The 25178-nt window shown below is 58.3% G+C and carries 23 protein-coding genes; 6 read left to right on the forward strand and 17 right to left on the reverse strand.

What is annotated here, in order from left to right; all coding sequences use genetic code 11:
• Window positions 1–65: 65 nt before the first annotated feature.
• Together O3S85_RS16045 and O3S85_RS16050 are read right to left on the reverse strand one after the other, a co-directional pair.
• Window positions 66–719 carry an endonuclease III domain-containing protein gene (locus O3S85_RS16045; protein WP_269541718.1) on the reverse strand — a complete coding sequence of 218 codons (654 nt, stop codon included), beginning with the start codon at window positions 717–719 and terminating at the stop codon, window positions 66–68.
• A gap of 49 nt (window positions 720–768) precedes the next feature.
• The gene (locus O3S85_RS16050) at window positions 769–1689 is read right to left on the reverse strand and encodes a hypothetical protein (protein ID WP_269541719.1); all 921 of its coding nucleotides are present in this window, start codon (window positions 1687–1689) and stop codon (window positions 769–771) included.
• Window positions 1690–1817: 128 nt separating this feature from the next.
• On the opposite strand from O3S85_RS16050, the gene aspS reads away from it, so the two are divergent.
• A complete protein-coding gene (gene aspS, locus O3S85_RS16055) occupies window positions 1818–3614 on the forward strand; it encodes an aspartate--tRNA ligase (RefSeq protein ID WP_269541720.1) in 1797 nt (598 codons plus the stop codon).
• 109 nt (window positions 3615–3723) lie between these two features.
• On the opposite strand, the gene O3S85_RS16060 is transcribed toward aspS, so the two are convergent.
• Both O3S85_RS16060 and O3S85_RS16065 read right to left on the reverse strand, forming a co-directional pair.
• The gene (locus tag O3S85_RS16060) at window positions 3724–4026 is read right to left on the reverse strand and encodes a hypothetical protein (RefSeq protein WP_269541721.1); all 303 of its coding nucleotides are present in this window, start codon (window positions 4024–4026) and stop codon (window positions 3724–3726) included.
• Window positions 4027–4164: 138 nt separating this feature from the next.
• Window positions 4165–4641 (reverse strand): MarR family winged helix-turn-helix transcriptional regulator, encoded by a 477-nt coding sequence (locus O3S85_RS16065; RefSeq protein ID WP_269541722.1) that lies wholly within the window; start codon window positions 4639–4641, stop codon window positions 4165–4167.
• An 88-nt stretch (window positions 4642–4729) separates the two neighbouring features.
• On the opposite strand from O3S85_RS16065, the gene O3S85_RS16070 reads away from it, so the two are divergent.
• Entirely contained in the window at window positions 4730–5404 is a 675-nt protein-coding gene (locus tag O3S85_RS16070; protein ID WP_269541723.1) for an O-methyltransferase, read from the forward strand.
• Here O3S85_RS16070 and O3S85_RS16075 read toward each other — a convergent pair.
• The 6 genes from O3S85_RS16075 to corA all read right to left on the reverse strand — a co-directional run bounded on the left by O3S85_RS16075 (window position 5401) and on the right by corA (window position 11551).
• Window positions 5401–6921 (reverse strand): O-antigen ligase family protein, encoded by a 1521-nt coding sequence (locus O3S85_RS16075; protein WP_269541725.1) that lies wholly within the window; start codon window positions 6919–6921, stop codon window positions 5401–5403. The genes O3S85_RS16070 and O3S85_RS16075 overlap by 4 nt on opposite strands.
• Window positions 6922–6942: 21 nt before the next feature.
• Window positions 6943–7500 carry a DJ-1 family glyoxalase III gene (locus O3S85_RS16080; RefSeq protein ID WP_269541726.1) on the reverse strand — a complete coding sequence of 186 codons (558 nt, stop codon included), beginning with the start codon at window positions 7498–7500 and terminating at the stop codon, window positions 6943–6945.
• Window positions 7497–8291, reverse strand: coding sequence for an alpha/beta hydrolase (locus tag O3S85_RS16085; protein ID WP_269541727.1), 795 nt, complete (start codon window positions 8289–8291; stop codon window positions 7497–7499). Before O3S85_RS16085 ends, O3S85_RS16080 begins: the two co-directional genes overlap by 4 nt.
• A gap of 36 nt (window positions 8292–8327) precedes the next feature.
• Window positions 8328–9431, reverse strand: a complete 1104-nt coding sequence (locus O3S85_RS16090) for a tRNA dihydrouridine synthase (protein ID WP_269541728.1) — start codon at window positions 9429–9431, stop codon at window positions 8328–8330.
• 88 nt (window positions 9432–9519) lie between these two features.
• Window positions 9520–9963 carry a bifunctional nuclease family protein gene (locus tag O3S85_RS16095; RefSeq protein WP_269541729.1) on the reverse strand — a complete coding sequence of 148 codons (444 nt, stop codon included), beginning with the start codon at window positions 9961–9963 and terminating at the stop codon, window positions 9520–9522.
• Between the two features lie 340 nt (window positions 9964–10303).
• Window positions 10304–11551, reverse strand: coding sequence for a magnesium/cobalt transporter CorA (corA, locus tag O3S85_RS16100; protein WP_269541731.1), 1248 nt, complete (start codon window positions 11549–11551; stop codon window positions 10304–10306).
• A gap of 89 nt (window positions 11552–11640) precedes the next feature.
• Here corA and O3S85_RS16105 point away from each other — a divergent pair, with 89 nt between their 5' ends.
• Together O3S85_RS16105 and O3S85_RS16110 are read left to right on the forward strand one after the other, a co-directional pair.
• Window positions 11641–12567, forward strand: coding sequence for a tyrosine recombinase XerC (locus O3S85_RS16105; RefSeq protein WP_269541733.1), 927 nt, complete (start codon window positions 11641–11643; stop codon window positions 12565–12567).
• An 8-nt stretch (window positions 12568–12575) separates the two neighbouring features.
• Complete coding sequence (locus O3S85_RS16110; RefSeq protein WP_269541734.1) at window positions 12576–12779, forward strand: hypothetical protein; 204 nt, start codon at window positions 12576–12578, stop codon at window positions 12777–12779.
• Window positions 12780–13022: 243 nt separating this feature from the next.
• Here the strand turns inward: O3S85_RS16110 and O3S85_RS16115 are convergent, their stop codons facing one another.
• On the reverse strand, window positions 13023–13736 hold the full coding sequence (locus O3S85_RS16115; RefSeq protein ID WP_269541735.1) for a class I SAM-dependent methyltransferase: 714 nt from the start codon (window positions 13734–13736) through the stop codon (window positions 13023–13025).
• Between the two features lie 50 nt (window positions 13737–13786).
• Window positions 13787–15154, reverse strand: a complete 1368-nt coding sequence (gene thrC / locus O3S85_RS16120; RefSeq protein ID WP_269541736.1) for a threonine synthase — start codon at window positions 15152–15154, stop codon at window positions 13787–13789.
• 167 nt (window positions 15155–15321) lie between these two features.
• Here thrC and O3S85_RS16125 point away from each other — a divergent pair, with 167 nt between their 5' ends.
• Together O3S85_RS16125 and O3S85_RS16130 are read left to right on the forward strand one after the other, a co-directional pair.
• Entirely contained in the window at window positions 15322–15870 is a 549-nt protein-coding gene (locus O3S85_RS16125; protein WP_269541738.1) for a pyridoxamine 5'-phosphate oxidase family protein, read from the forward strand.
• A gap of 530 nt (window positions 15871–16400) precedes the next feature.
• The gene (locus O3S85_RS16130) at window positions 16401–16931 is read left to right on the forward strand and encodes a hypothetical protein (RefSeq protein ID WP_269541739.1); all 531 of its coding nucleotides are present in this window, start codon (window positions 16401–16403) and stop codon (window positions 16929–16931) included.
• A 39-nt stretch (window positions 16932–16970) separates the two neighbouring features.
• On the opposite strand, the gene O3S85_RS16135 is transcribed toward O3S85_RS16130, so the two are convergent.
• The 5 genes from O3S85_RS16135 to O3S85_RS16155 all read right to left on the reverse strand — a co-directional run bounded on the left by O3S85_RS16135 (window position 16971) and on the right by O3S85_RS16155 (window position 24935).
• Window positions 16971–17306 (reverse strand): nuclear transport factor 2 family protein, encoded by a 336-nt coding sequence (locus O3S85_RS16135; protein WP_269541740.1) that lies wholly within the window; start codon window positions 17304–17306, stop codon window positions 16971–16973.
• Window positions 17307–17420: 114 nt separating this feature from the next.
• Entirely contained in the window at window positions 17421–17879 is a 459-nt protein-coding gene (gene tnpA / locus O3S85_RS16140; RefSeq protein WP_269541742.1) for an IS200/IS605 family transposase, read from the reverse strand.
• Between the two features lie 1006 nt (window positions 17880–18885).
• Window positions 18886–19413: a shikimate kinase gene (locus O3S85_RS16145; RefSeq protein ID WP_269541743.1), complete on the reverse strand. Its 528-nt coding sequence runs from the start codon at window positions 19411–19413 to the stop codon at window positions 18886–18888.
• A gap of 449 nt (window positions 19414–19862) precedes the next feature.
• The gene (locus O3S85_RS16150) at window positions 19863–20543 is read right to left on the reverse strand and encodes a hypothetical protein (RefSeq protein WP_269541745.1); all 681 of its coding nucleotides are present in this window, start codon (window positions 20541–20543) and stop codon (window positions 19863–19865) included.
• Between the two features lie 264 nt (window positions 20544–20807).
• Window positions 20808–24935 carry a hypothetical protein gene (locus tag O3S85_RS16155; RefSeq protein WP_269541747.1) on the reverse strand — a complete coding sequence of 1376 codons (4128 nt, stop codon included), beginning with the start codon at window positions 24933–24935 and terminating at the stop codon, window positions 20808–20810.
• Between the last annotated feature and the right edge of the window lie 243 nt (window positions 24936–25178).

Genomic DNA, 25178 nt, shown 5'->3' on the forward strand with positions numbered 1-25178 from the left:
TGATCGGCGCAGATTCCCAGAACCTAACCCTGCTGCCAGCCTATGGTTACGACTTTACCAAATGTTTACGCTTTGTGCGTGGCCTTGGGACGCTTGCGTTCCGGGTAGAGCGTCGTGCAAATCGGGCAGATGGTTCCATCGCAGCCGCGCGCGGTACAGTGCTCCCGCCCATAGTAGATGATCTGTAGGTGCAGTTTATTCCAGCGCTCGACGGGGAAGATGCGCTTCAGGTCCTTTTCCGTTTGGGCGACGCTCTTGCCGGTCGTCAGACCCCAGCGCTGGGCCAGGCGATGGATATGCGTATCGACCGGAAAGCTCGGCACACCAAAGGCTTGTGCCATCACGACTTGCGCCGTCTTGTGGCCGACGCCGGGCAGCGCCTCCAGCGCATCGATATCGGCCGGGACTTGTCCGCCGTGTTGCGCCATTAAAATCTCCGACAGGCCGTGAATCGCCTTGGCCTTGCGTGGGGCCAGACCGCAGGGGCGGACAATGGCATTGATCGCGTCTACGCTTTGGCGACACATGTCGGCGGGGTTGTCGGCGAGCGCCCAGAGGGCAGGGGTGGTCAGGTTGACGCGTTTATCCGTGCACTGTGCCGAGAGCAGCACCGCCACGAGCAGGGTATAGGGGTCTTTGTGATCGAGGGGGATCGGCGTCTCGGGGTAGAGCTCCTCAAGGCGTTGATCCACGTAGGCTGCGCGCTCGGTCTTGGTCATCGCCAACAAGGCAGGCTAAAACGGGATGGTTGGCAACGCCGGTTTGCGTCTAAAAATTCCAGCCGCCCTGCAGGCCGATGGCGACGCCGGGATCGGTCTTGATCGTGCGGTAATTGTTGCGGCTGTAGCGGAAGTCGAACTCGCGGTAAACAATGCCCTCGACGTAGCCGCGAACATAGAGCGACTTCAGGAAGCGCTGGGTCACACCGACCGAGACGACCACGGAATCCTTATCGACAATCGGATCGCCAGTCAGGCCGGGCTGGATGGTTTGGTTCTTCAAACGGAAGGTGTCGCTCTCGTATTGGGTGGTGAAGTCGACGTTGGTCTGATTGTCGCCAAAGACGTCGTAGGTCAGGGTGAAGCCATTGAAAGTGCGCAGGTTCAGCTGGTCGGTGATCTGCCAGTTGAGGATGGGCAAGGGAAGGACCTTGAGGTCGTATTCGGTTTGCCCGATCACCATCACGCCGAGGCTGACGGAATTGCGCTTGCCCCAGTAATACGTGCCGCCGAAGCCAAACCGGTAGGAGTAGCCGTCGCCCAGGCTGGCCCCACTGGTTTCCGCACCGAGTGAGCCGCCGAGCAGCCCGAAAACACCCCAGTCTGTGCCGTCAAAGCGCTGCCCGCTGATCGCCTGGAGGGAAAGTTTTTGGGTGTTGGTGATGTAGTTGGGGCCGCTCCAGTCCCAGTCGGTGTAGTTGTAACCAAAGCCCGCGCGGACGAAACCCGTGCGCCAGTTGTTGGCGTATTCGAGGCCGGTCGTAAAGCTGTCGCTCGAGACATCGCCATTGAAGCCGTTTTTCAGGTCGGTCGAAAAGGCGTGCTCGTAGTTCTGGCTCAGCGTGAAGCCGAGCTCTTGTTGCGGCGAAATGATGTCCAGAAAGGTCGTGCCGCCGGTTGGGCTTTGGGCCCAGGATTGCACCGCCAGGGAGCTGAGAAAAAGTGACAGAAAAATACTTTTAGCGCGCATATATGGGCAGGATGAACTGCAGACAGGGAAATGCAAATGACATGCGACGTTTTTTGCCCGTTCGTTCCCTCGGGCCGGAATCTGTTTGCAATGGGCGGCGGTCTCTGCCTACTTAGCGGGCTTTTCCCATGAAACGGACCCATACATGCAGCCAGTTGAACCAAGCCAACGCGGACGAGTCAGTCACCCTGATTGGGTGGGTTGAGTCGGTTCGCGACCACGGCGGCGTTCTCTTCGTTGACCTGCGCGACCGCGCCGGGTTGACCCAGATTGTGTTCCACCCCGATTACCCGGAAATCCATGAAATCGCCGGCCGTCTCAAGGACGAGTCCGTCATTCAGGTCACGGGTATCGTCAAACTGCGCGAGCCGTCGACCGTTAATAAGAATTTGCCGACCGGCGAGATCGAAGTCTCCGCGCGCGAAGTCATCGTCCACAACATGTGTGAGACGCTGCCCTTCCCGCTGGAAGACGCCAAGGCTGAGAAGGTCAATGAAGACCTCCGCCTGCAGTACCGCTACCTCGACCTGCGCCGCCCAAAGATGCGCGAGATGATGACCATCCGCTCCAAGGCGACCAAGTCCTGCCGCGACTACCTGGCCGACAACGAGTTTCTCGAAATCGAGACGCCGGCCATGTTTAAGTCGACTCCGGAAGGCGCGCGCGAGTTCCTCGTGCCGAGCCGCCTGAACCCGGGCGACTTCTACGCGCTGTCCCAGAGCCCGCAGCAATACAAGCAGATGCTGATGGTGGCCGGTATGGAGCGCTACTATCAGATCGCCCGTTGCTTCCGCGACGAAGACCTTCGCGCCGACCGTCAGCCCGAGTTTACTCAGATCGATATCGAGATGAGCTTCATCGAGCGCGAAGATATGTATGCGCTGATCGAAGGCATGCTCCAGAAGATGTGGAAGGACGTGCTCGACGTCGATGTGCCCACGCCGTTCCCGCGCCTGACCTACGTTGACGCGATGAACCGCTACGGCGTCGACAAGCCCGACACCCGTTTCGACATGGAGCTCGTCGACCTCTCTGAAGACCTCAAGGACACCGGCTTTAAGGTGTTCTCCTCCGTCATCAAGGGCGGCGGCGTGGTCAAGGCGATCAACGCCAAGGGCCTCGGCGACATTTCCCAGGGCGAAGTCAAGGCGATGGAAGACGTGGCCAAGAGCCTCGGTGCCAAGGGCCTGGCCTACATCGTCGTCCGTGGCGACGACGTCAAGGAATGGCGCTCGCCGATCATCAAGTTCTTCAGCGAAGACGAGCTCAACGCGCTCAAGACCAAGCTCAGCATCGAAGACGGCGACCTGATTCTGTTCGCCGCCTCGAAGTGGGAGCAGGCTTGCTCGATCCTCGGCCGCATCCGCCTCGAGTCCGCCCAGCTCCTCAAGAAGCGCGGCAAGCTCGAGATCTCGGAAAGCCAATACAACTTCCTTTGGGTCGTGGACTTCCCGCTCATGCTCTTTGACGAAGAGGCAGGCCGCTATGTCGCCGCGCACCACCCGTTCACGGCTCCGCACCCGGAAGACATCGACAAGCTGGACACGGACACCAAAAACTGCCGCTCGCAAGCCTACGACGTCGTGCTCAACGGCTCGGAAATCGGTGGTGGCTCGATCCGTATTCACCAGCCCGAGCTGCAGGACCGCGTCTTCAAGAACGTGCTCCAAATGCCGCAGGAAGTGATCGAGTCGCGCTTCGGCTACATGATCAAGGCCTTCAAATTCGGCGCCCCGCCTCACGGTGGCATCGCGCTCGGCCTTGACCGTCTGGCCGCGATCCTCGGCAACGCCAAGTCCATCCGCGAAGTCATTGCGTTCCCGAAGACCCAGCGTGGTCAGGACCTGATGACCATGGCCCCCGGACCGGCAACCGACAAGCAGCTCCGCGACCTCCACATCGCCGTCACCAAGCTCGAAGACTAGGGCGCAGCCCTAGGACCCTCGATGCTGACGCATCGCGATTGCCGCATTGCGGCAATGAGCGAAGGGGCAAATTTTTCAAAACCGCGCATCCAGATGGGTGCGCGGTTTTTTAGCGCATTTGAGCGGGGGGCAATGTTGGTTGGTGAGCTTTTTGAGAAGCGTCTGAAGTGTCTGCTTTTTCCTCAGTAGCGTCGTCGTCCGAGCTATCATCGTCTTCCTCGGCCATGTCTGCCAAGTCGTCTGTGGCCATGCCAGCGCTAAAGCTGCCTGAAGGGTCATCGTCGCTTACTCCAGCTGCGATGTCGGCGACATCAAGTGCTGCCTCCAAGTCTTGTTCGCCGTTTTTGCAGCCTGTGGACAGGATGCACGTGAAAATGGTGAGAATCGAGAGCAGTCTTTTCTTCGTGAGCATGCAGTTACCGGTATTAACCACACACATTTGGGCAACCCTCAAATCTCTGGATGCAGCGGCACGTTGCCGACAAGTTGCTATTTGAGTTTTTCGAAGAGTTGGCCTTACGTCGTTTCGCTCTGAATATCTGCTCTCCGGCTAGGCCTCGCCGTTCTCCAAGTTATCACGCACCTTGCCCAGCAGCGCCAGCAGGTGCTCGCAGTCGGCCTGGCTCATGTCGTGCACAGCGATTTTTGTTAGGCGTTGTAACCGCCCGATGAGGGATTCATGGATCCGACGACCTTCGTCGGTGAGCGAGAGAAGCTGGCTGCGACGGTCGTCCGGGTCGGCTTCGGCTTGGAGAAGGCCTTGCTCTTTGAGCGTCTTGATGGTGCGGGCCAGCTGACCTTTGTCGCGCCCGGTATGGGCAACGAGATCACGCAGACTGGCCCCGGCATGATGGTAGAAGTAGCCCAGCATCTTGCCCTCCATGTGGGTAAGTTTGTACGGGCTGTCGCGTAGCACCCGATACTGCTCCGAGCGGATCAGGTGCATCAGCTTATGGATCGACTCGAAAACCTCTTCCGAAATTTCCTCGGAATTATTGTTGATTTTGTCAACTTTGTGCCGTTTCATTGGTTAACTAAGTCAACTAAATTCAATTCCGTGGCATAAGTAAACTGCGAAATACCATTTCAAATATCATCAACCTAACACAACGACGATGAAGTGCACCCTTACTGGATCCCCCGCCTCTGATATTTTGGCGAAACTATACGCCGACGCCGATGCGAAACGCGCAAACTTGCAACCCGCTCAACGCCCTGCGAAGTCCGATGGCGCAATGACGCCACTGGAGCGGTTCACGCTGATGAAAGACCAATACATGCCGATCGATGTGCCTTTCGGCAATTTGCTCTATTCGCTGATCCGCAGTTCCGGCGCGAAGACCGTCGTGGAGTTCGGCACGTCCTTTGGGATTTCGACGATCTACCTCGCCGCGGCGGTGCGTGACAACGGCGCAGGGCAGGTGATTACCACAGAGTTCATTGCCGAGAAGGCCGACGTTGCTCGTCAAAACCTAACGGATGCTGCTCTCGTCGACTTGATCGATTTCCGGGTCGGCGACGCCATGCAAACACTGCTCAATCCCTTGCCCGGTCCGGTGGATCTGTTATTCCTCGACGGCGATAAGGGCATGTATGTGGACATCGTCAAGCTGCTGGAGCCAAAGATGCGTCCCGGCTGTCTCATTGTTTCCGACAACACCGATCAGGAAGGCGCGGCGACCTATCTGGAGCACGTGCGCAACCCGGCCAATGGCTACATTTCCACGCCTTTGCTGACGCCCGGCGGAGACAAGGAACACAGCGGGCACGAGGTGTCCGTAAAACTCTAGTGGCGGCTGCGGCGCTTGGAGGATCGCCGGCGCGATGACGAGCGTCGGCGTTGGGGCTCGGCAGGGGCACCTTCCTCGCCTTCGGTGCCCTCGGTTGCTTTCTGCGGCATCGGGAAAACCGATACGCGTGCAACGGGGGTTGTCGGCACGGCTTGGGCGGCGGCTTGCGACCACTTGAAAGCCACTGCAATGCCGAACCAAAGGCTGACGAAATTAGCGGGCGAGGTCAGTGGTTGGCTGACCAGCGACAGGATCGCGAGCAACGTCGCAGCACCCCAAAGGTAGTGGCTCAGGCGGCGATGACTTTTCATCCGGGCAAAGCCGATCATCAGCGAGAGCGGGAATACGAGCCACAGCGCCATGCCGACGAGACCGTATTCGACGAGTGCGACCAGGAAATCGGAATGCGGGGTGGCGTAGAAACCACGTCCGAGGTCTACCTGTTGATGGAAGGGGAACACGTCGGTGAAGCTGCCAGCACCCCAGCCAAAGGCCGGGCGTTGCTCAAAGAGCGTCCAGGCGTCGCGCCACAGGGCTAGTTGCGTTTCCCACGGGATGCCAAACGGAGCGCGGGTGGGATCACTTTGGGCCAGGAAAAACTCATTGGCAAAATAGTAGAAACTGCCACCGGCTAGACCCAGCCCGATCACGGCCAGTGCGAGGCCCAGCATCATGGCAGCGGCCTTTTTCTTAATCACATAGGCGACACCCGAGCTGACCATGAGCAGCCCAAGGCCTACGCCCAGCAGGAAGTGGTGCACTGCCGAACCCGCCCAATAGATGGACGCCGCCAGGATTATCCAACCGAGACTCAGCCAGAATCCACGTTGCGAGAACAGGCTGGCGCGCTTGCCCAAGTGGAAGAAAACGCCGAACGAAACGATCATCCAGAACAGCGCAAAGGCCGCCCATTGATCACCCGAGGGAAACAGTGAAAAGTAATCCGGCTGAGCGGGCGTCAGGAAAGTCAGGATCTTTTTCCAGCGGAAAATCACGCCGACTAATCCAATGCCCGCGAGGATCAGCACACTGCGCGTCAGATACCGGAGCATGACGGCGATCGCGTGCTGGCTGAGCGTAAATGCGATCAGCCCGACCATGCTGATCATCACACAAACCGGGTAGAGAATGTTCATCCAGCTCTCCCGCGGAATGCCGCTCACCGGGCCGCCGCTCGCCGGATCTTCGAAAGCATAGAGGATGCGGTCGCCGATGGAAATCTCCTGGACGGCAGGGGCAAACTGCCCGGCGATCCAGATACCGATCAACGCAATGGGCGGCATCAGCCAGCGGCGGAAATACCGGCGATTGGCTCGCGTGGAGACTGCGCCTTCCTTGCTGTAGATGAAGTAGAAAAATACCGAAATTGCGGCCACCGATGCGCAGATTGCCGGCCCGCCGACAAAGTCTCCCGCGAATAACCAGCTGGACAACAAGCCGAGGCCAATGATTTGCGCCGCTACATAGCGCTCAGTCTGGGTTTGGTAACCCGGTAGAGGATATTCTTCTTCCCACACAACGAATAAAGATGTCGGCGCTTACTGTGGCGCACTCAGGCAGATGGAGGACGCGACTTCCTGCGCGGTTTGCTCATCGGTTAGTTGCGACAGCACGGTGAGTGCAAACGCCGTTGCCGTGCCGGCCCCCTGTGAAGTGGTGATGAGTCCGTCGCTAACCACGCTTTTGCCAGCCTCACGCTCGGGGAGCTCTTCGGTCGAGGAGAAGTGGCTGGTGTATTGGACATTTTCGAGTAAACCAGCGTCGAGCAACGTGAGCGGGGCCGCGCAAATGGCTGCAACGCGCCGACCGACCTCGATTTGACGCTGGATCAGCTTACGCACGCGCATGTCACTGCGGAGCGTTTTATACACCCCCGGGCCGCCTGGCAGCACGATGACGTCGTATTCATGCAGCATGGCTTGGTCGAAGTCCACATCGGCGTCGACCTTGATCTGGTTGCGGCCCACGACCAACGTTTCCTTGGTCAGCGAAGCGACGGTCACGGAGACCTCGCCCCGGCGGAGGATGTCGATGGGGGCAATGGCTTCCATTTCTTCGAAGCCTTCGTGCAGGATGACCAGTGCGGTTTTACTCATTTGGGTTGGGCAAGTGATTGAGTGAAAGTGTCGATGGCATCCCAATAGGCCGGACCGGCAGACTCAACCAAATTGTTGTGCCCGGCTTCGTCGATAAACAGCGTCGAGATTGGCCCTTGGTAGGCTTGGTTCAGCAATTGCGCATGGTGGAAGGGCACGGTGCGGTCCTGCTTGCCGTGCATGAGCAGCACGGGGCAGTCGACTGCGCCAACGAGCGCGAGGTTGTCAAAGACGTCCCACGGCAGCAGCTTGTATTTTGTCACGCAGCGAAAGGTGCTCGCGAATCCGCCATCGATGATCATTCCCGCAACGGGTTGTGTCGCCGCGAGCTTCCAGCTCGGCCCGCTGCCCAGCGAACGCCCAAAGAGGATGATCTTGCTCGGGTCGACTTGCTTGATCGAAACGAGGTAGCGATAGGCCATCGCGGCCGCCTCGTGCGCGCCTTGCTCGGAGGGGCTCCCGGTGCTCAGCCCGTAGCCGGGGTAGTCGTAGGCGAACACGGCGAAACCGTGATTACGCAAATCGTCTAAAAACGGCCGGATCATGCCAAGGTCCTCGCCGTTGCCATGGCTGTATAGGATGGTGTATTCCGCGCCCGGGTTTTCCAGATCGACAGCAACGATCTCTCGGTCGTTGCTGATCTTCATGCGGACCAGTTTTTCGGAATCGGTGTAGCTTGGCTCCGGCGCAGGAAAAATCATCCCGTTGGAGAAGAACACTGCAAACAGCGCCAGCCCGAGATATCCGACGACTAGCCCAATGGCGACGCCACTCATGAGTTGCGATAGCATGGTACGTTTCTTGTCGGCCATCACGTGAAGTCCAGCTTATAGCGCGTTGTCCAAGTTACACTCTTCCAGCTCACCGACCTGGCTGGCGGACGGTCCGGTGGGGCCTTCGCGGCTCGGGCGGGCGATTAGGCCGGGGTAGGGCTCGGGGGAAAAGGGCAGCTTGTCGCGCCCGTCGTCCACGAGGTGTTCGTCGCAAATGCGGAAGTAATCCTCCGGTGTGCGTGCGCGGCGAACGGTCCGCAGGAACGCTCCCTCGGGGTCGACACTTTGCCCGACAAAGTTCAGGAACTTCTTCATGTAGGCCACGTGGCGGTTGTCGTCGTGGCGGCTCTTGCGCGTTTCCTCCCAGAGCAGGTCCACGTATTCGCGGACGTCACCCAAGGTCGGCTGAAAAACACTTTGCGATGCAAAGCTTTCGCGCAGTTGGCGGAAAATCCAAGGATTGCGGATCGCGTGTCGACCGATCATCAGGCCGCGCGCGCCGGTGTGCTGCAGCACCCAGTGGCCTTTGTCGACGGATGACACATCGCCGTTGGCCATGACCGGGCAGGCGACGGAGTCCACCGCCAGCTTAATCGCGTCGTAGTCGACTTGGCTGCGATACATGCCCTTAACCGTGCGCCCGTGAACGCTGAGCAGGTCGACATCGTGCTTGTTGATCAGCCCGAGGATTTCCTCGTAGTGCTCCATGTCGGCAAATCCGATGCGCATCTTGACCGTGAACCGGCCCGGGCAAACTTCGCGCAGCGCGCCGAGTAGCTGGTCGACCTTGTGCGGATCGCGCATCAGGCCGCCGCCGACGTTTTTTTTGTAAACCTTGGGTGCCGGGCAGCCCATGTTCAGGTCGATCCCGGCGATGGGGTGTTCGAGCAGCAGGCGCACGGTGCGCTGCATGTGCTCGATGTCCTCCCCGATGAGCTGCGCAAAGACGGGCCGCTCGCTCGGGTTGTTGTCAATGGAGTCGAGAATGTGCGTCTCCGGCCGCGAGTGTTCGTGCACGCGAAAATACTCGGTAAAGAAATAATCCGGCGGTCCAAATTTATTGACGATCGCCATGAACGCGCGCGTCGTCACGTCCTGCATCGGCGCAAGCGCAGTCGGCGGCTGTTTGGGGATTAAAGTGTCAGGAAGTGGTTTCAATGAAGATTAAAAATTAAAGATTAAAAATTAAAGACCAGCATTGAGATGCGCTTTAATCTTTAATTTTTAATTTGTTCACTTTGTCCCATCATTCCTGTTGTTTCAGGATTTTTTCCAGGATCTCCGTCATGTCCTCGACCGAGTCGATGACGCGTTGGGCGGCGTAGATCGGCTTTTCGGCCTGCAGGGCTAGAACAATCGAATCGCTCGGGCGAGCGTCGACTTCGACAATCTTCGTGCCCAGCTCGTTCTCCATGGCCAGGATCAGACGCGCGAAAAAGGTGCCTTCGTCGACGTCATTAATCACCACGCGCTCGACGGATACGCCGAAGCCTTGGAAGATGCTGTCGATCAGGTCGTGCGTGAGGGGGCGCTCTTTTTTGACGTGGTTAATCGTCATGGAGATGGCATTGCCGATGCCTTGATCCACATAGATCACGAAGGTCTTTACCTCGCTGCCGAGAAAGACTGCGCATCCATTGGAGGTGGGCATGACGCCCTTGATTTCGACTTCGACCACGTCGTTGAGCATAGGTATTAGCCAACACCAACTTTTCACTATCCGCAAGCGCATTCCGGGAGTGGGAATTTAGGGGTGGTGGGGGGCCATTTGAGGTAGCGCGGACCGTCTCGGTCCGCAAGCAGTGGCGGAATGAATCATCCGTTCGTGAGGGCTGATTGGCGCAAAGCGCGTTGCTCGAACCTTCTGTTTTTTCCTCAATCCTTGCGGACCGAGACGGTCCGCGCTACCTTTAATAGATGGGTTAGCGGCCACGCCACCGCACGGCTTGTCTGGAGACTGCGCCCTACCTTTTCCTTGGAGCTACTCTTTTGCCCAAAGGGCAAATCTCTCCGGTGCAGCCGGAAGCTGCTTAGCCGCCGCCGATCCAGCCTTTACGCCAGAAGTAGATGGCCAAGCCGCCGGTCATGGACAGGCAGACGCCCCAGAATACGTAATACGAATACTGCCAATCGAGCTCGGGGATGTGCTGAAAATTCATCCCATAAACCCCGGCCACAAACGTAACCGGAATAAAGAACGACGCCATGATCGTGAGCACCTTCATGATCTCATTCATCTTGTTGCCGACGGAGCTTTGATAGAGGTCGTTGAGGCCGGATGCGGTTTCGCGGTAGGTTTCCACGATGTCGATGGCCTGCATGCCGTGATCATAAACGTCGCGCATAAAGGTCTTCACTGGATCGGTGATGGCACCGGATTCGTCGCGGTAAACGGCGTCGATCACTTCGCGCATTGGCCAGAGTGTGCGGCGCAGTTGGGAGAGGTCGCGCTTGATCGCAAACAGCTTACGCTGGTCCTTGGGCTGGGGGTTGGAGGCAATGTCTTCCTCCATGTCCTCGAGCGCGGAGCCATAGCCTTCGATGAGCGGAAACAGGTGGTCGACCACGGAGTCCATCAGCGCGTAGAGCAGGTAGTCTGAGCCGTTCGCCATGAAGCGCGGCCCCTTGGTTTCGATGCGCTTGCGGACGGAGTCAAACACATCGCCAGGCATTTCCTGAATGGTCAGCATCGTGTCGCCAAAGCTGAAAAAGCTCACCTGCTCATTGCGCAGCTTGCCCTCGGTGATCTGGATCATGCGCGCGATGATAAACAGGTAGCCTTCGTAAACTTCGCACTTCGGGCGCTGCAGCGGTTGGATGACGTCTTCCGCCGCCAGCGTGTGGAAGTTGAAATGCTCGCGCAGCTCGTTGACCGTGTGCGGGTTGAGGCCGTCCACGTTGAGCCAGCGCACGTGTGCACCATCGGGCTTGGGCTTGGCGAGAAACTCCTTTAAGTCGTCAATTTCCGTGACCTCGTAAAGCTCGGGCCCATAGTCGAGGCAGGTGATTGTAACGGGAATCTCGGCGGCTTCCTGCTTGTTTAGGTAATGCTCGATGCCGGGTGCCGATCCAGGCTTGGCGCGCTCGATAAACGGCGCAATCGGTGCCTCGACCACGCCCAACACGGTCGCGCCAATATTCTTCATGGTACGGCCCACGGCACCGACGGTATGGGTGACCGCGTGCGTGGATTTCGTTACGGCCTTGGTGACGCCTTTGCCCACCTCGGATACTCCCTTGCTCACCTCATCCACCGCGTCGCGAACCTGCTTCTTCATGGTGTTACCGTAATAAAAATGATCGATTATTCAAGCACGGGTCCACGGATGTAGCTTGATTCTGCTGCACGCCCGCGCATCATAGCGGCATGGGAGAAACCGCCAACGAAGCGCCCCGGCCCGAGGCCGCCGACATCGCTGCGTTCCTGAATTGCCTGGAGCGCGAGCGTCGCATGTCGGCCTACACGGTGCGCAACTACGGCGCGGCGCTCAATCGGTTTGCGGACTTCCTGCGGCGCTCCGGTTGGCAGGGCGACTGGGAAAAAGTCGTTCCGGCTCAGGTGCGCGGTTACCTGATTGAGTCCCAGCGCGACCTCTCGCGCCGCACGGTGCACAACCACTTCTCCGGCCTGCGGACTTTCTTCCAATGGCGTCGCGAACGCGGGGCCCAGGCCAATCCGCTGGCTGGCATCACCTTGCCCAAGCTGCCTAAGTCGCTGCCGAAGTTTCTCACCGAAAAGCAAATGAAGACCTTGCTCGACGGCCCGATGCGGCTCTTGGACAATGAGTCCATCGAAGCATTCGCCGCCTGGCGCGACCGTCTGATCATGGAGCTGCTTTACGGCGCCGGCCTCCGTGTCAGCGAGCTCGTCTCGCTCAACTACGGCATGATCGATTCCACCGGCGTGGCGCGCGTGATTGGCAAAGGCAACAAGGAGCGCCTGTGTCCGATTGGCAAAGTGGCGCTGGCGGTGTTGGAAAAATTTCGTCGCGAGTTTGCCCCTGCCACCCACCGCGACGCTCCCATCCTCGTCAGCGAAAAGGGCAAACGCATCTCCATCCGCCAAGTGCAACTGACGCTCAAGCGATACCTTGCCCTGGCCGACCTGCCCATGGACCTCTCGCCACACAAGTTGCGCCATAGCTACGCCACGCATTTGCTCAACCACGGCGCCGACTTGCGCGTCGTGCAAGAGCTCCTCGGCCACGCCAGTTTATCGACGACGCAAATCTACACCCACGTCGGCATTGCACGCCTCCAGGAAGCCCACAAACGCGCCCACCCGCGTGCATAACTTACCTGATGTCTAAAACTTCGAAGATCGTTGTGGCCTTGGTTGGCGGGTTAGTGTTTGGCTTCGTCGCAGGCGTGCTCGCTAACTATATTTTTGATTTCATTGCTCCAAATAACCATGTGGATCACTTGTTCTGGGTCCGGGTGGCGGCCAGCATGATTTTATTCGGAGGTGGTGCTTGTTGGGTGACTTTTCGAAATAGCGCCAATTGATGATTTGCCTCAATCGAACAAGCAAGGGTAGGGCGCAGTCTCTAGACAAGCCGCCGCGTGCTGAAGGTTCTCAATCTATCTAACTCAGGTGGCGGCCGATGTCCTTATCGGCCAGGATGTAGGCCAATGACGGTGTTTGGCTAATAAGCCACAATTCTCGGATACGCTTTAGCGCGGACCGATTCCTTCTATTGATTTCATGCTCTGGCCGATAAGGATATCGGCCGCCACCTTTTTATTTCATCACTTCGCCACCAGCTCATACACCGCATAGGGCGCGGTGTGGCGCTCGTCCTTCCAGTCGATGCCGTCACTGTCCAGGCCGAGTGGCTTATGAACACTTTGCACGGCAAAGTTACTTTGCGTGAAAAAGTGAACGTAGCTTTCCTCGCTCCAAAAGTAGTCGGACACAACGAAGCCCTCGGGCAGTAAACGCGCCTTGACGGCTTGCCCGTTTTGCAGCGGTGCCTGGTTCTCGGGGAAGCTCACATCGAGCGACACCCAATCGCCCGCATAAAACTCCGCCGTGTTGACGACAAACACCGCGCGCCCGCCGTCCTTGAGCACACGGCGGCATTCCTTGAGCACCGAAATAATCTGCTGTTGGCTGCCGAGTTCGAGCAGCATCCAACTGGAGAAAACGAGGTCCGCCTTAGCGGGTGGAAAGGGCAGCGGCGCGTCTGCTTTTACCCACGCAAGGCGGTTACCAAACGGCGTGCTCAGCTCCCGCATTTCGTTGATTAATCGCTCGTCGGTGTCGACGCCATAGGCATCGGCCCCAAGCTCACAGAGAAAAGTCGTGGACCTCCCCGAGCCGCAACCGACATCCAGCGCGAACTTCCCCTTCACCCACGGATGCAGCAAATCCGCCACGCACCGAAAGGCAATGATGTCCGTGTTCCGCATTCCGCGTTTAAAGACACAGCCATCGTATTTGCCTGCTTGGTTGTCGCTCATCTCTCAATTTTCAATGACAATAGACAACTGACATTTGAAAATTGATAACTCTAGCTGCCCTTGGCGTGCTCCTTCAAGAACTCCGCGAGCGCTTCGCCTTCGGCGGGCAGCAAATAGTTCACGATAGGCTCGTGCTTAATGGCTTCCAGTGAAGGCGCAGTGGGCGTGCGGCCGAGGGCCTTTTCGATCACTTCGGGGAACTTGGCCGGGTGCGCGGTGCCCAGGACGATGTTGGTCTTCGACTCGTCGAGGTCCTTAAATGCGCAGGCGGTGTGCGGATCGGCGACGTATTTGTATTTCGCAAAGACGTGTTCGATGGTGGTGTTGATCTCGCCATCGTCCATGCGGGAGGCCGAGAAGGTGTCGCGGTCAAAGTCGTCGAACTGGTATTTGCCCTTGCTCTTAAACTCGGCCATCACCTCGCGCACCTTGGCGTGATCCTGGCCAACGTTGTAGTAGAGGAAGCGCTCGAAGTTCGACGCGACTTGGATGTCCATCGACGGCGCGACGCTGGGCTCGACATCGCTGATTTCGTAAAGGCCGGTGTTGAACAGGCGGCAAAGGATGTCGTTCTGGTTGGTGGCGACGCGGAAGCCATCGACGGGCAGGCCCATCTTGCTCGCCATCCAGCCGGCCATGACGTTGCCGAAGTTGCCCGTGGGCACGATGAAGTTCACGCCGCGTTCGCGGGCGGCGTCATCGATCTGGTTGTAGGCCCACACGTAGTAAACGCACTGCGCGAGGATGCGTGCGAGGTTGATCGAGTTAATCGCCGACAGGTTATACTTGGCCTTGAGCGGGGCGTCGCCAAAGGCGTCCTTCACCATGGCCTGGGCGTCGTCAAAGGTGCCCTCGATCGCGATCGGGTAGACATTGCGCGCGGCGGTGGTCGTCATCTGGCGCTCCTGCAGCATGGACACGCGGCCCTGCGGATACAGGATGAAAATGCGGACGCCCTTCTTGCCGAGCAGGCCGTGGATTGCGGCCGAGCCGGTGTCGCCGGAGGTCGCGCCGAGCACGTTGATCGCGTCGCCGGTGCGGGAAATTTGCTCCTCGTAAAGATTGCCCAGCAACTGGAGTGCGAAGTCCTTGAAGGCGAGGGTGGGGCCGTGAAACAGCTCCAGCACCTGCAGGTGATCGTCCAGCTTCGACAGCGGGGCGACTTCCTTGCGCGAGAACTTCTTGTAGGAGTCCTTCACGATGGCGCGCAGCTTGTCCTCGAGCATGTCGGTGGCGAAGAGCTTCAGGAACTCAAAGCACAGGTCGGGGTAGCTCAGGCCGCGCCAGCTGGCGAGCTTACCGGAGATATCGGGCAGCGTCTTGGGCAGGTAGAGCCCGCCATCGGGCGCCAGGCCGGTGGCCACGGCTTCGGTAAAAGTCGTCTCGTCGCATTGTCCGCGTGTGCTGATGTATTTCATGCCGGGGTAAGGTTCGAAGGGTTCGAGGGGTTTGTAAAGTTCGTAAGGTAAGAGATTGCGATCTCCCGAAAGTTGAGTCTATGCTTTTGTTACGCGCTTGAACGCCAGATTGCGCGCCAACCATACGAACTCTACGAACCTTATCAACCTTCCGAACTTTTATCGCCATGGGCAAAGTATTCGACGCCATTGATGACAAGATCCGCCAGTGGGTGGAGCATCAGAAAATGTTCTTCGTGGCCACCGCGCCGCTCTCGGGCGACGGGCTGGTCAACTGTTCGCCCAAAGGCATGGACAGCTTTCGTATCCTCGGTCCAACAAAGGTCGCCTACCTCGACCTGACCGGCAGCGGCGTTGAGACAATCGCCCACCTCAAGGAAAACGGCCGCATCTGCGTGATGTTCTGCGCCTTCGACGGCGGGCCTAAAATCATGCGCTTCCACGGCCAAGGCGCGGTGCACGAGCTCGGCAGCGAGCAGTACGAAAAGCTGGCACCGCAGTTTGAGGAAATCGCCGGTGCGCGGGCCATCATCGTGGTCGACGTCAAGCGCATCAGCGACTCCTGTGGCTGGGGCGTCCCGCTGTATGATTACAAGGAAGACCGCCAGACCCTCCGCCTTGCCAGCGAGAAAGAAGGCCCCGACGGAATGTCCGCCTACCGGGAGAAAAACAACCGCCAGTCTTTGGACGGCCTCGTCGGCTACGAATCGAACTGAGGGTAGGGTATTAATAGATCTGTCTAGGGTGGCGGCCGATGTCCTCATCGGCCACAATGTAGGCCGAAAACAGATGCTTTCCATGAAGTCACAATTCGCGGATATGGCTTAGCGCGGACCAATTCGATCTATTGGTTTCATGCTCTGGCCGATAGGGATATCGGCCGCTACCTTAGAGTCGTCGATTAGGCCCCGTCCCACGCCTCGCTTCATCCTCTTCCCCGCTTGAGTGCATCTTTCCGCGGTTGCCTTTGGCACCGGCATCATTTCATTGGGCAAATGCGATTATCAAGCGCTGTTCTTCCCCTTTTCCTGCTCGTGGCGTGGACCCTCATCGCCGAGCAAAACGGCCAACCCACCAAAGCCTGGATCGTCAACCACGACGGCACGCGATAGCCATGGTCTACGCCGTACCCGATGGCGGCGAGGTGGTGCTAAGGAATCATCATTGAAACCCCCATGACTATGTGAGGTCTGATGATCCTATGAGGTCCGTTTGTGCTCTTCTTTTACTAGTACTGTCTGCTCTGGTGGCAAACGCTGGAACGAACACAGCAGTGGGGTTCCTTTTGCCCTTCGAAGTGGGCAATCCACAAGGTTTTCATTCGTTCGCTTCTCAAATCGTAGGGCTACGTGAGGTCACGGCAGGCAAGCGATACCATTTGGACATGCTTATTCAGGCGCTGAATGAGCAGCAGAAGGTAATATTGAGCCACTACGATGAGTCAACTGGTCAAGCAATCCGGACGGAGTATCAGGCTTCAGTCGCAAATTCCCATTACCACATTGATGTCGGGGAGTCGGACATTGCCGACATTCGGATCATCGTCACAAACAATGCTTCCGCCAATGTGCCCGAGATTGCAGTGGGCAACCTTGCTGATGTCATCAGTGCGATTATGCCAGAAAACCTCGCGCGTGTAAACGACTGCCTTGAGAATGGTCAGGATGGTTACCACACGTTCGAATTAGTTTTTAAAAGCGAGGATGCTCAATCAGCGTATTCGCGCGTCTATGATGTCCCCGACGCCGATGGAAGGCGGGTAGATTTCAGGCAGTGAGATACATGGTATTTGCGTTCGCGCCAACTCCCGCAAGCGCTAACTACCCGTCGCCGACGGGATGCGCGTCGCGCGCGGGATGTCTTGTATCGGCGAGGAGTGCTCTTGGATGATTTTCCAGCCGTCGCCCTCGCGGCGGAGGGGCATCGTGGTGCGGATGTGGATTTGCCAGCGGGACTTATCCGGGCGCACGTAATACTTAAAGAAATGCTCGAACGAGACGAGCGCGGTGTCGCCCTCGGTCCAGACCTGGGCGAAGCGTTGGCCCGCATTGCATTTGCCCGCAGACTTCGCCCCATTGAACCTAGCGTTGTTTGGGGTCGCATCGCATTGGCCCAAAATCTTAGCCCTTTTGATCCCGAAGGGATCGATCATTCATAGACGGGGGTTTCTAACCCCCGATTCCAGGATGCCCCAAGGAATCGTCGCGATGCGACAGTTCAATCCCCGGTTGCATTGATGTATTCCGTGCAGGCAAGAACCTCACACCTAATCAAAGACATAGTCCCGCTCATATTCGATGCCATGCTTGTCGAGAAATGCGGTGTATTCATCTTCAAATGAGCGCTTTGTGTGATGTTCGCGCTGGTTGCTAATATACTCGACGACATCGCTCTCGCTTGACCGGCTCACGGTGAACGCCGCATAGCCATCCTGCCATGCTAGGCGACGATTCGGGCCGAGGATATTCTCTCGGTTGATGTATTTGGAAGATCCGCCCTTCAGGAGCTTCATCGCTTCGGCCAGCGAAAGTGTTTTCGGAATGTGAATCAGTGCATGCACATGGTTTTCGACACCCCCAATACGAACCGCCACCATGCCATTGTTTCGGGCCGTTGCGGAAAGCACACGCCAGACACTTTGTTCTACTTCGAGCGAGATGAGCGGTGCCCGTTCTTTGGTGCTCCAAATGCAATGGTAGAGAAGGTGGGTCAGGGTGCTCGCCATACGCATTGTGATACGAATAATCCGTCGCATTGCGACGAAAATTATTGGGCTTGGTTGGCCGGGGGTTAAAACCCCCGTCTATGATTAATTAGTGCCTTCGGCACATAGCAGGTGAATTAGGTGCGGTTGATTAGATGTGGTGGGTCGGTTTGACTGATTAGATGTGGTGGGGCGGTGTGGCGTAGGTCAGCGGAACTTAGATCGCCTCGTCGAAGGCTGGTTTAGCATAGGCTGGGCCCATCTAAGTCCGGTGTCGCTAGCCTGCGTGCCTAAGCTGTCGTAGCCTAGGATAGCGTGTTCAAAGGCTGGAGTAGCATAGGATAACGCATCGAAGGCTGGCGTAGTATAGGCTGGGACGTCTAAGGCCGGTGTCGCTAGCCTGCATGCCTAAGCTGTCGTAGCCTGGGATGGCGTGTTCAAAGGCTGGAGTAGCATAGGATAACGCATCGAAGGCTGGCGTAACGTAGGTTGGGGGGGCGTCTAATGCTGGTGTCTTGTAGCTTTGCGCTTCTAAGACCTCGTATCCTGGAACGGCGTGTATAAAGAGGCCGGTAGCGTAGGCTGGCGTAGATAGATTTAATATTCGCAGGATTGATCCCGAAGGGATCGCTCATTCCTAGACTGGGGTTTAAACCCCCGGTTTTGGTATGCCCCAAGGGATCGTCGCGATGCGACGGTTCATCTCCAGTCAATGCAAGGCGCAAAGTTTCAATCGCTTGCTCCAAAAAAGACCGAACACGTGTTCCCAAAAAACCCGCCCCTCGTTTTCAAAAACAACACCACTTGTGTTGCTTCGACAACAGTAGCTGTGTTGGGGAAACAACAGTAGTGTTGTTGGAGTAACATAGCATAGGGCTTTTTCAAAACACAGCATTAGGCTTTTTGAAAAAGCAGCAGTAGTCTTTTGCCAAATACAGCATAAGGAAACGCTATTTTGGCCCAGCTGCTTCGGTTGGCTCGGCTGCTTCCGTTTGCTGGATTGCTTCGGTTGGCCGGGGAGGCCGAGCTAGGCGTGGTTGACGGCCTGGCGGATGGCGGCGGCGATTTGGGCGGGGCTCAGGGCTTCGGCGTCGATGGTGGCGTCGGCGTACTTAGCGTAGAGCGGTTCACGCTCGTTAAAGAGGGCGTCGATGGTTTGCCCGGGCTGCACGACGAGGCCGCGTTCTGCGGGGTTGCCGATGCGGGCCTTGATCGTCTCATGGCTGAGCTTGAGCCACACGATGGTCGCGAAGGTCTGCAGGTGACGCATCGCCTCAGCGGAGTAAACGACGCTGCCGCCGGTGGCGATGACGGTCGCGTCCGCCTGCAGGGTGAGCACGGCCTCGGCTTCCTTTTGCTTAAAGGCGGCGAGCCCCACTTGGTCGATAATGCCCTTGAGGCTGGTGCCGTTGATTTCGCGGATCCGGTCGTCGGTGTCGACGAAGGCGTATTGCAGCTCCTGCGCCAGCAATTTGCCGACGGTGCTTTTGCCGGCGCCCGCCATCCCGATGAGTGCGATTGATCGCTTAGGTTGCATGTCTTGCCCGTCGCGCATGTTGTGTGCCAGAATGGTGCGCGGGCGAGTAGCTCGTCAATGCGCGAAAGGTGAGGCAGTGCACGGCCAGGGAGGCGTGGGTTTTAACTGGAAGATCGAGGCCCACGGCGATGCTCAGGTCAAGAAAGGATGAGGAGCCAGCGAGGCGTGGGTGGTTTCTCACGGAGGCACGGAGAGCGCGGAGAGTGAGAAGGATATTTTATTAAAAGAGATTTAATGGACGTAACGCCCGTTATTGCTGACGGGCATTTTCTGAAGAGTGGCCAAGACAAGCCGAATAGCCGTTCTCTTTCAGTGGCGATTTCGTTCCGCTATATCAGTCCTCATGCAGGGCTCGCGCTTGCGCGATGCCGCATTAGGTGGCGTCCCTGAGCGGGGGCGGCGTCGCGCGAGCGCGAGCCCTACATGACAACCGCCGCCATCTGTCCGTTAGAGGAAAATAAAAGGCGTTAATTAGCCCCCGCAAATGCTGCCACCAAGGCACCGACCAAGAGAAGCACCATGATGATCAGTATGATCCAAACGATGATCGATGTCTTATACTTAATGTGCGGCGTGGCCTCGATGACCTGTTTGTATTCATCGGAGAAGACCATCTTCCCTTTCTTGGACCAGACCAGGTAGAGGATGTAGCCGTTGATTAGCGTGCCGATCGGAATGTTGAGCAGGCCGAGGCCAGAGAGAATTGTGACCGGAATGCGCACCCAGCTTTTCAGCTTACGGATGCCAAAAGCGAGGAAGACCATCAGCACACCGATGACCAGGTAAAAGATCGTCATGCCAATCATGAAGCCGGCTGCTTCCGGGCCGAAATCGCCGCCGCCGCTGCTGCCTGCCGCTGCGCCCGCCATCATGCCAAAGCCACTGAGCACCATCAGCACTCCGCCAATCAGGTAGAGGGTGCCCACGGATTTAATCGAAGCTTCGTGCTTAATGTGCTCTTGGCGAATCTCCTCGTCCAAGCTGTCACCGTATGGCGAGCCGCCTTCCTTCAGCCGTTGCACGTAGTCTTCACGGCAGTTCGGGCAGACTTGCGTGTCGCCCATCGGGATGAGCATATTCGTGGCGACGATGGCCGAGCAATTGGGGCAGTTCGACGTTTGATCGGAGGGAGATGTTGGTGATTCCACGGACACTATCGTTTAGGTAGAAATGCGGTAGGCAAGCGGTAATTTGTCAGGAATTAAGATTTTTCGAGCGGGTATATCGACAGGGCAGGCAGGCCGAGGTATACGGTAGGTGGTGGTGGATCGTGTCTTTTTCCGTAGCGTGAGTGGGGAGGGGCGCTTGCCCTCAATTGAACTAATCACACAAAAAAGACCGCCAGCGTACTGCTGGCGGTCTGGGTGGTGACGATTTTACGCTGAGTGTGAAATCGTGCGGGTGAGGATGCCTTATTGCGCGCTGACGATCACTTGGCCGCCGTCGGGCATGGCGTCGACCAGGGCGTAAGTGTTGCCCTCGTGCTGGATGAGCTGCGCCGGGACGGACAAGCCATCCTGCATCGCGGAGACGCCGGTCCAGCCGTTGGTGCGGAGTTTGACGGTCAGCGCCTGATAGAAGAGCTGGTCGTTCATCTCGTCGACGAGGGTGAAGCGGATCTCGTTGGTGGAGACGCTGTCGATGGTCAGCGTGGCGGTCAGGCGTTGCTGCGCGTATTGGGCGACGGCGGTGTAGGTGTCCACGTAGTATTTATGCTCGTTGTCTTTAATGGCTTGGAATGCGGCCTCAATGTCGGCCTCGTCGGTGCCGGCATTGTCAACGTTGTGGTAGAGCATTACGCCCCAACCGCGCCACTGCGAGTAGTCGAAGTTGCGCTTGTCTTCGAGGCGCAGGACACCCGTTGCGTTGAGGAAGCCGTTGTAGGTTTTGAGGGCACCGAGGCTGTTCGTCTCCATGAAGTCGCATTGGTGGATCGGCGTGGAGCCACCGCTGGTGCCACGGGCGGAGATCAGGTAGCCGCGCAGGGCTTCCTTGTATTCGTCATTGGTGCCGGTGTCGCCGCAAGGATAGGCATAGGTGGAAATGACGTTGCCGATTTCGCTCTCCAGGTGGTCGAGGCTGAGCAGGCTTTGCGTGAGGTAGTCCTGCGCGGAGAGGCTGTTAAGCTGGCCGCAGGAGCCATGCAACTGGATGTCATGCCCGGCGTCATACATGGGCTTCCAGTCGAGGTAGGCGTCGCCCGCATAGCCGACGTTATCGCCGGTGACGTCGTTATAAACATCCCACATCGAGTCATGCACGATCAGGAACCAGGTGAACTTCCAGCCGAACTGCGCGCTCATGCTGGACCAGAATGAATTGTCGCCGACGTTGTTGTCATCGATGGTGATGGAGAGGGCGGCGTGCTTGTCGTCCTTCCACAGGCAGACGTCGCCCTCGCCGTGGTTGGTTGGCCACACGAATTCCAGCTCCGCATAGCTGTCGTAATGCTTGCCGTCAGCGGGGACGGGGACGTTGAGCATTTGGCCGGTTCCCGCGCCGCCGCCGCCGGTGGCTGGCCAGACGGGGCCATAGTCATCACGATAGGCTGCCCACATGTCTTCGACAAATTGCGGCAACTGATTGCCGCTGGTGTTGCCGCCGTTGGTCCAGTCCATGTAGCGGTCGGCATAATCGAGGAATGAATCGTCGTTCCAGAGCGTGTTGGCGCCAAGGATTTCAACCACGAGCGCGATGCCTGGGTAGACACTGCCATTGATCGCGCGGTAGTTGGCGAGCAGGTGACCATTGTCGGACTTGGGGCGATAGCTGTGGCGGATGCCCCACTCGGGCAGGCCGAGGTCCGCCTGGTAGTAAGGCGTGTGTTCGTTGATGACGGTCTGCGTGTCGTCGTCCCACACATTGCGGTAGTCGGGCTCCCACTGGCCGCCGGGTGCGGCGCTGGGGTGGTTGCTCGGCCAGTCGCCTTCGTTGGGATTGAGTCCACTTTGGGTCAGATCGATCGTAGCCTGGTCGACGTAGAAGGTATTCTGGAATTCCTGAAACTCCGTGCCGCCGTTGCCGAGGCCGTCGCCCTGGCCCCAGATGCCGACGTCTTTCATGTGCTGATCATCCAGGAGCATGCCCGCCATGAGGATGGGTAGCTTGCGGCCGAGGCCGTGGCCACCATTGGCACGCCAGCCGCCGCCGTTGTCCGCGATCCCGGCGAGGTCGATGCCGAGCTGGGTAAAGCCGATCAGTAGGCCTTGCTTGTCGGGTGATCCCGAGAGCTGGCTGTAGTCCATATTGAGCAGTAGCGCGGCCTCGTTGATATCCTGTGCGAGGTGCTGGCCGTAATTTTCCATGTGGTCGCTCGGGTGGACGAACGCACCGAGGTATTCAAAGACGTGGTCGATCCACGGCTTGGCAAACTGCGACTCGACGGCGGCCGGGTCGGGCACGTTGCTGCCGACGGGGGCAAGGCTGCCAAGGACGGATGTGTCGAGGTCACTCAGGTTGTGGCTGATGGTTTTATCCGTGCCGGTGTAGGGCGGGCGGAAAGAGTAGTCCGCCGGGGCGCTCTCAAGGACGGTCAGGACGCCTGCCGCGCGGGTAACGGGGCGAGGCGTGCCAGTGCCGCCGTTAAAGCTTGGCGTGCCAGGCTCGAAGTCGCTGGAGGAATTATAGAGCCAGCTCACCGATGAGATCAGCGTGCTGTCCACGGGGACCGTCAACGGGTTGCCTGCCGAGAGCGCATTACCGCCGGGGCGACCGACGTTGAGCGCCGAGTTATAGCTGCCGATGCCGTCATCGTAGCCTTGCTCCGAGCGATCCTGCCCGCTGCTGAGCGGGTTGATCATTGAGCCGTTTTGACCGGCGCGCGGGGTGTAGGCGGGGTCGTTGAGGCTGTTGCTGATGTCGGTGATCGTGACGGGGCCGACGACCCAGTAATCGCCCGTGATGAACGTGCCGTGGGTAACGGGGCTCGCGAAGGTCCAGGTGACGCCGTTGTGCGTAATGCTGCTCGTTGTGCCGTAGTTGGTGCCCACGGTTTGGCTGCCAGCGACTTCGAGCGATAGCTTCGGCGCGTTGCCACCATCGGCGGTGTCATAGACGATGTACTGGAAGCCGCCGGTAGGTGCATGGTCATTGGTCAGGATGAAGTAAACGAACGCACCGGGCTGGGCGCCGCTTGCGTAAAAGCCGGACAGGTAGCTGCTGACATCGGCCGAGACGCGCCAGCCAAAGTTGTCCGCGACGACATCGGCATGCGTCAGGATGTTGTCCGTGAGCAGGGTGGCGTTGGGGTTGGTTGGGTTCTCGCCGTCGACGAAAAACTGCGGGTCGCCAACGGTGCCCACGTAGTCATACAGCGTGCTGCCATAGAGGTCGATGTTGTCGAGGTTGGTGTCCGCTGCGGTGGACGCACCACTGAAGCTGACCTCCAGTGTGGCGCTCTGGATCGAGCCGCCGTTGAGGTTGGGCAGCTCCATCGGGATCACCACAACCCAGTTTTCCAGCGCCGAGCCACGGCTACCGATACGGGTGGTGTTCTCATAAATATGGCGTGTCGAGCCGTCGGCCTTGAGGGCTTGGTCACGGTACGTGGCAAAGACCTCCATGGTGGTAACCGGTGGCGGAGCACCGTTGTAAACCGCTTCCAGGTTATTGCCATTGACCTGTAGCGACCAGTCACTGGCGTCGGCGGAGTCGAGGCTGAGGCCGCTGTAAATATCGCCGCCGCTGTCCGCCGCAAATAGCGTGAAGGTTGCGCCGTTGGTCGGGGCTGCGCCGCTGAGGTCGAGGTCAACCGTGCCCGCAAGTGAGTCGCCCGCGCCCGCGTTGAGTTCGATCGGGGTAACGCCGCCGCTATCAATCGTGAACTTGAGCGTGGCGTTACTGGTGGTGGTCAGGTTGCCGGTGAAATCGATGGTGGTCGCGCCTGAGCCATTCACATGGAAGGTCGCCTGGTCGACGGTGCTGCTGTGCCATTGATGGTCGTCAAGGAACTCGCCGCCGGAGATTTCAACGCTCACGGCTGCGGGGCTGGTGACCGTGCCAAGATTCATTGAGCGGAAGACGGTTTTGCCACCCGTTTGCGTGAAGCTGTAGGAGGTGCCGCTGTTGGCACCGCCCACGTGGGACAGGCTCAGGCGGTCCAGGTGCAGCTCACCGCCGGTAACGAGCGCCGTGCCGGTCGTGCCGCCATTGCTGTTGGCCGCATAGGGCATGGTCAGGTGGACGCCGGTGTTTTCCGCGGTGTTGAATTTACCACCGTGGATTTCGAAGACGACGTCGCCAGTCGCCACGTTGCGGTTGATCTGCACTTCGCCAGCAGCATCGACGTTGCCGCCGGTTTGAATGTAGCTGCCGCTGTCGGAGAGGTTTATGGAGGGGCCGGCAGTCAGGGTCAGGTCGCCACCGGTTACACGGGCGATATCGGTGTTATTAATGGCGACTTGGGTGTCGGTGATCGTGTTGCCCGATTGGCAGATGGTTTGATCTCCGGTGACGTCAATCGTCGCGTAAGTCGGGGCGCCCAGGCAAAGCCCAGCCAGCGCCCCAATAGCCGCTTTCCAGCGGGGAAGGGGAGTGTGCATATCAGGGGAGTTGGTTAACTTTTTGAGAGGTATGTGCGCTAATGTAGCGACTTACCAATCTTGTTAGCTAACGGTTGATTCGTCAATCCGTGATTCGCTCATTATTCGCGGATTCGCATACACTTTGCCGACATGATTAGCTGCTTTAATCACTCGGCTGGTCGCTCTCATGCTCATGTGTATGCACGGCTTGATGACGGCCTGTAGCCAAATCAAATGTTTAATAAGGCGACTCTCCGTTGG

Source organism: Cerasicoccus sp. TK19100, assembly GCF_027257155.1.
In the GTDB taxonomy this organism is placed as follows: domain Bacteria; phylum Verrucomicrobiota; class Verrucomicrobiia; order Opitutales; family Cerasicoccaceae; genus Cerasicoccus; species Cerasicoccus fimbriatus.

Excerpts from the sequence above, each read along its gene's own strand:
- O3S85_RS16135 (WP_269541740.1), bottom strand. The coding sequence starts at position 17,306 with ATGATCGATCCCTTCGGGATCAAAAGGGCTAAGATTTTGGGCCAATGC.
- O3S85_RS16060 (WP_269541721.1), bottom strand. The coding sequence starts at position 4,026 with ATGCTCACGAAGAAAAGACTGCTCTCGATTCTCACCATTTTCACGTGC.
- O3S85_RS16145 (WP_269541743.1), bottom strand. The coding sequence starts at position 19,413 with ATGCGCGACGGGCAAGACATGCAACCTAAGCGATCAATCGCACTCATC.
- O3S85_RS16110 (WP_269541734.1), top strand. The coding sequence starts at position 12,576 with ATGTCTAAAACTTCGAAGATCGTTGTGGCCTTGGTTGGCGGGTTAGTG.
- O3S85_RS16095 (WP_269541729.1), bottom strand. The coding sequence starts at position 9,963 with ATGCTCAACGACGTGGTCGAAGTCGAAATCAAGGGCGTCATGCCCACC.
- O3S85_RS16155 (WP_269541747.1), bottom strand. The coding sequence starts at position 24,935 with ATGCACACTCCCCTTCCCCGCTGGAAAGCGGCTATTGGGGCGCTGGCT.
- O3S85_RS16125 (WP_269541738.1), top strand. The coding sequence starts at position 15,322 with ATGGGCAAAGTATTCGACGCCATTGATGACAAGATCCGCCAGTGGGTG.
- O3S85_RS16085 (WP_269541727.1), bottom strand. The coding sequence starts at position 8,291 with ATGCTATCGCAACTCATGAGTGGCGTCGCCATTGGGCTAGTCGTCGGA.
- tnpA (WP_269541742.1), bottom strand. The coding sequence starts at position 17,879 with ATGGCGAGCACCCTGACCCACCTTCTCTACCATTGCATTTGGAGCACC.
- O3S85_RS16105 (WP_269541733.1), top strand. The coding sequence starts at position 11,641 with ATGGGAGAAACCGCCAACGAAGCGCCCCGGCCCGAGGCCGCCGACATC.
- O3S85_RS16070 (WP_269541723.1), top strand. The coding sequence starts at position 4,730 with ATGAAGTGCACCCTTACTGGATCCCCCGCCTCTGATATTTTGGCGAAA.
- aspS (WP_269541720.1), top strand. The coding sequence starts at position 1,818 with ATGAAACGGACCCATACATGCAGCCAGTTGAACCAAGCCAACGCGGAC.
- O3S85_RS16045 (WP_269541718.1), bottom strand. The coding sequence starts at position 719 with ATGACCAAGACCGAGCGCGCAGCCTACGTGGATCAACGCCTTGAGGAG.
- O3S85_RS16115 (WP_269541735.1), bottom strand. The coding sequence starts at position 13,736 with ATGAGCGACAACCAAGCAGGCAAATACGATGGCTGTGTCTTTAAACGC.
- thrC (WP_269541736.1), bottom strand. The coding sequence starts at position 15,154 with ATGAAATACATCAGCACACGCGGACAATGCGACGAGACGACTTTTACC.
- O3S85_RS16065 (WP_269541722.1), bottom strand. The coding sequence starts at position 4,641 with ATGAAACGGCACAAAGTTGACAAAATCAACAATAATTCCGAGGAAATT.
- corA (WP_269541731.1), bottom strand. The coding sequence starts at position 11,551 with ATGAAGAAGCAGGTTCGCGACGCGGTGGATGAGGTGAGCAAGGGAGTA.
- O3S85_RS16050 (WP_269541719.1), bottom strand. The coding sequence starts at position 1,689 with ATGCGCGCTAAAAGTATTTTTCTGTCACTTTTTCTCAGCTCCCTGGCG.
- O3S85_RS16080 (WP_269541726.1), bottom strand. The coding sequence starts at position 7,500 with ATGAGTAAAACCGCACTGGTCATCCTGCACGAAGGCTTCGAAGAAATG.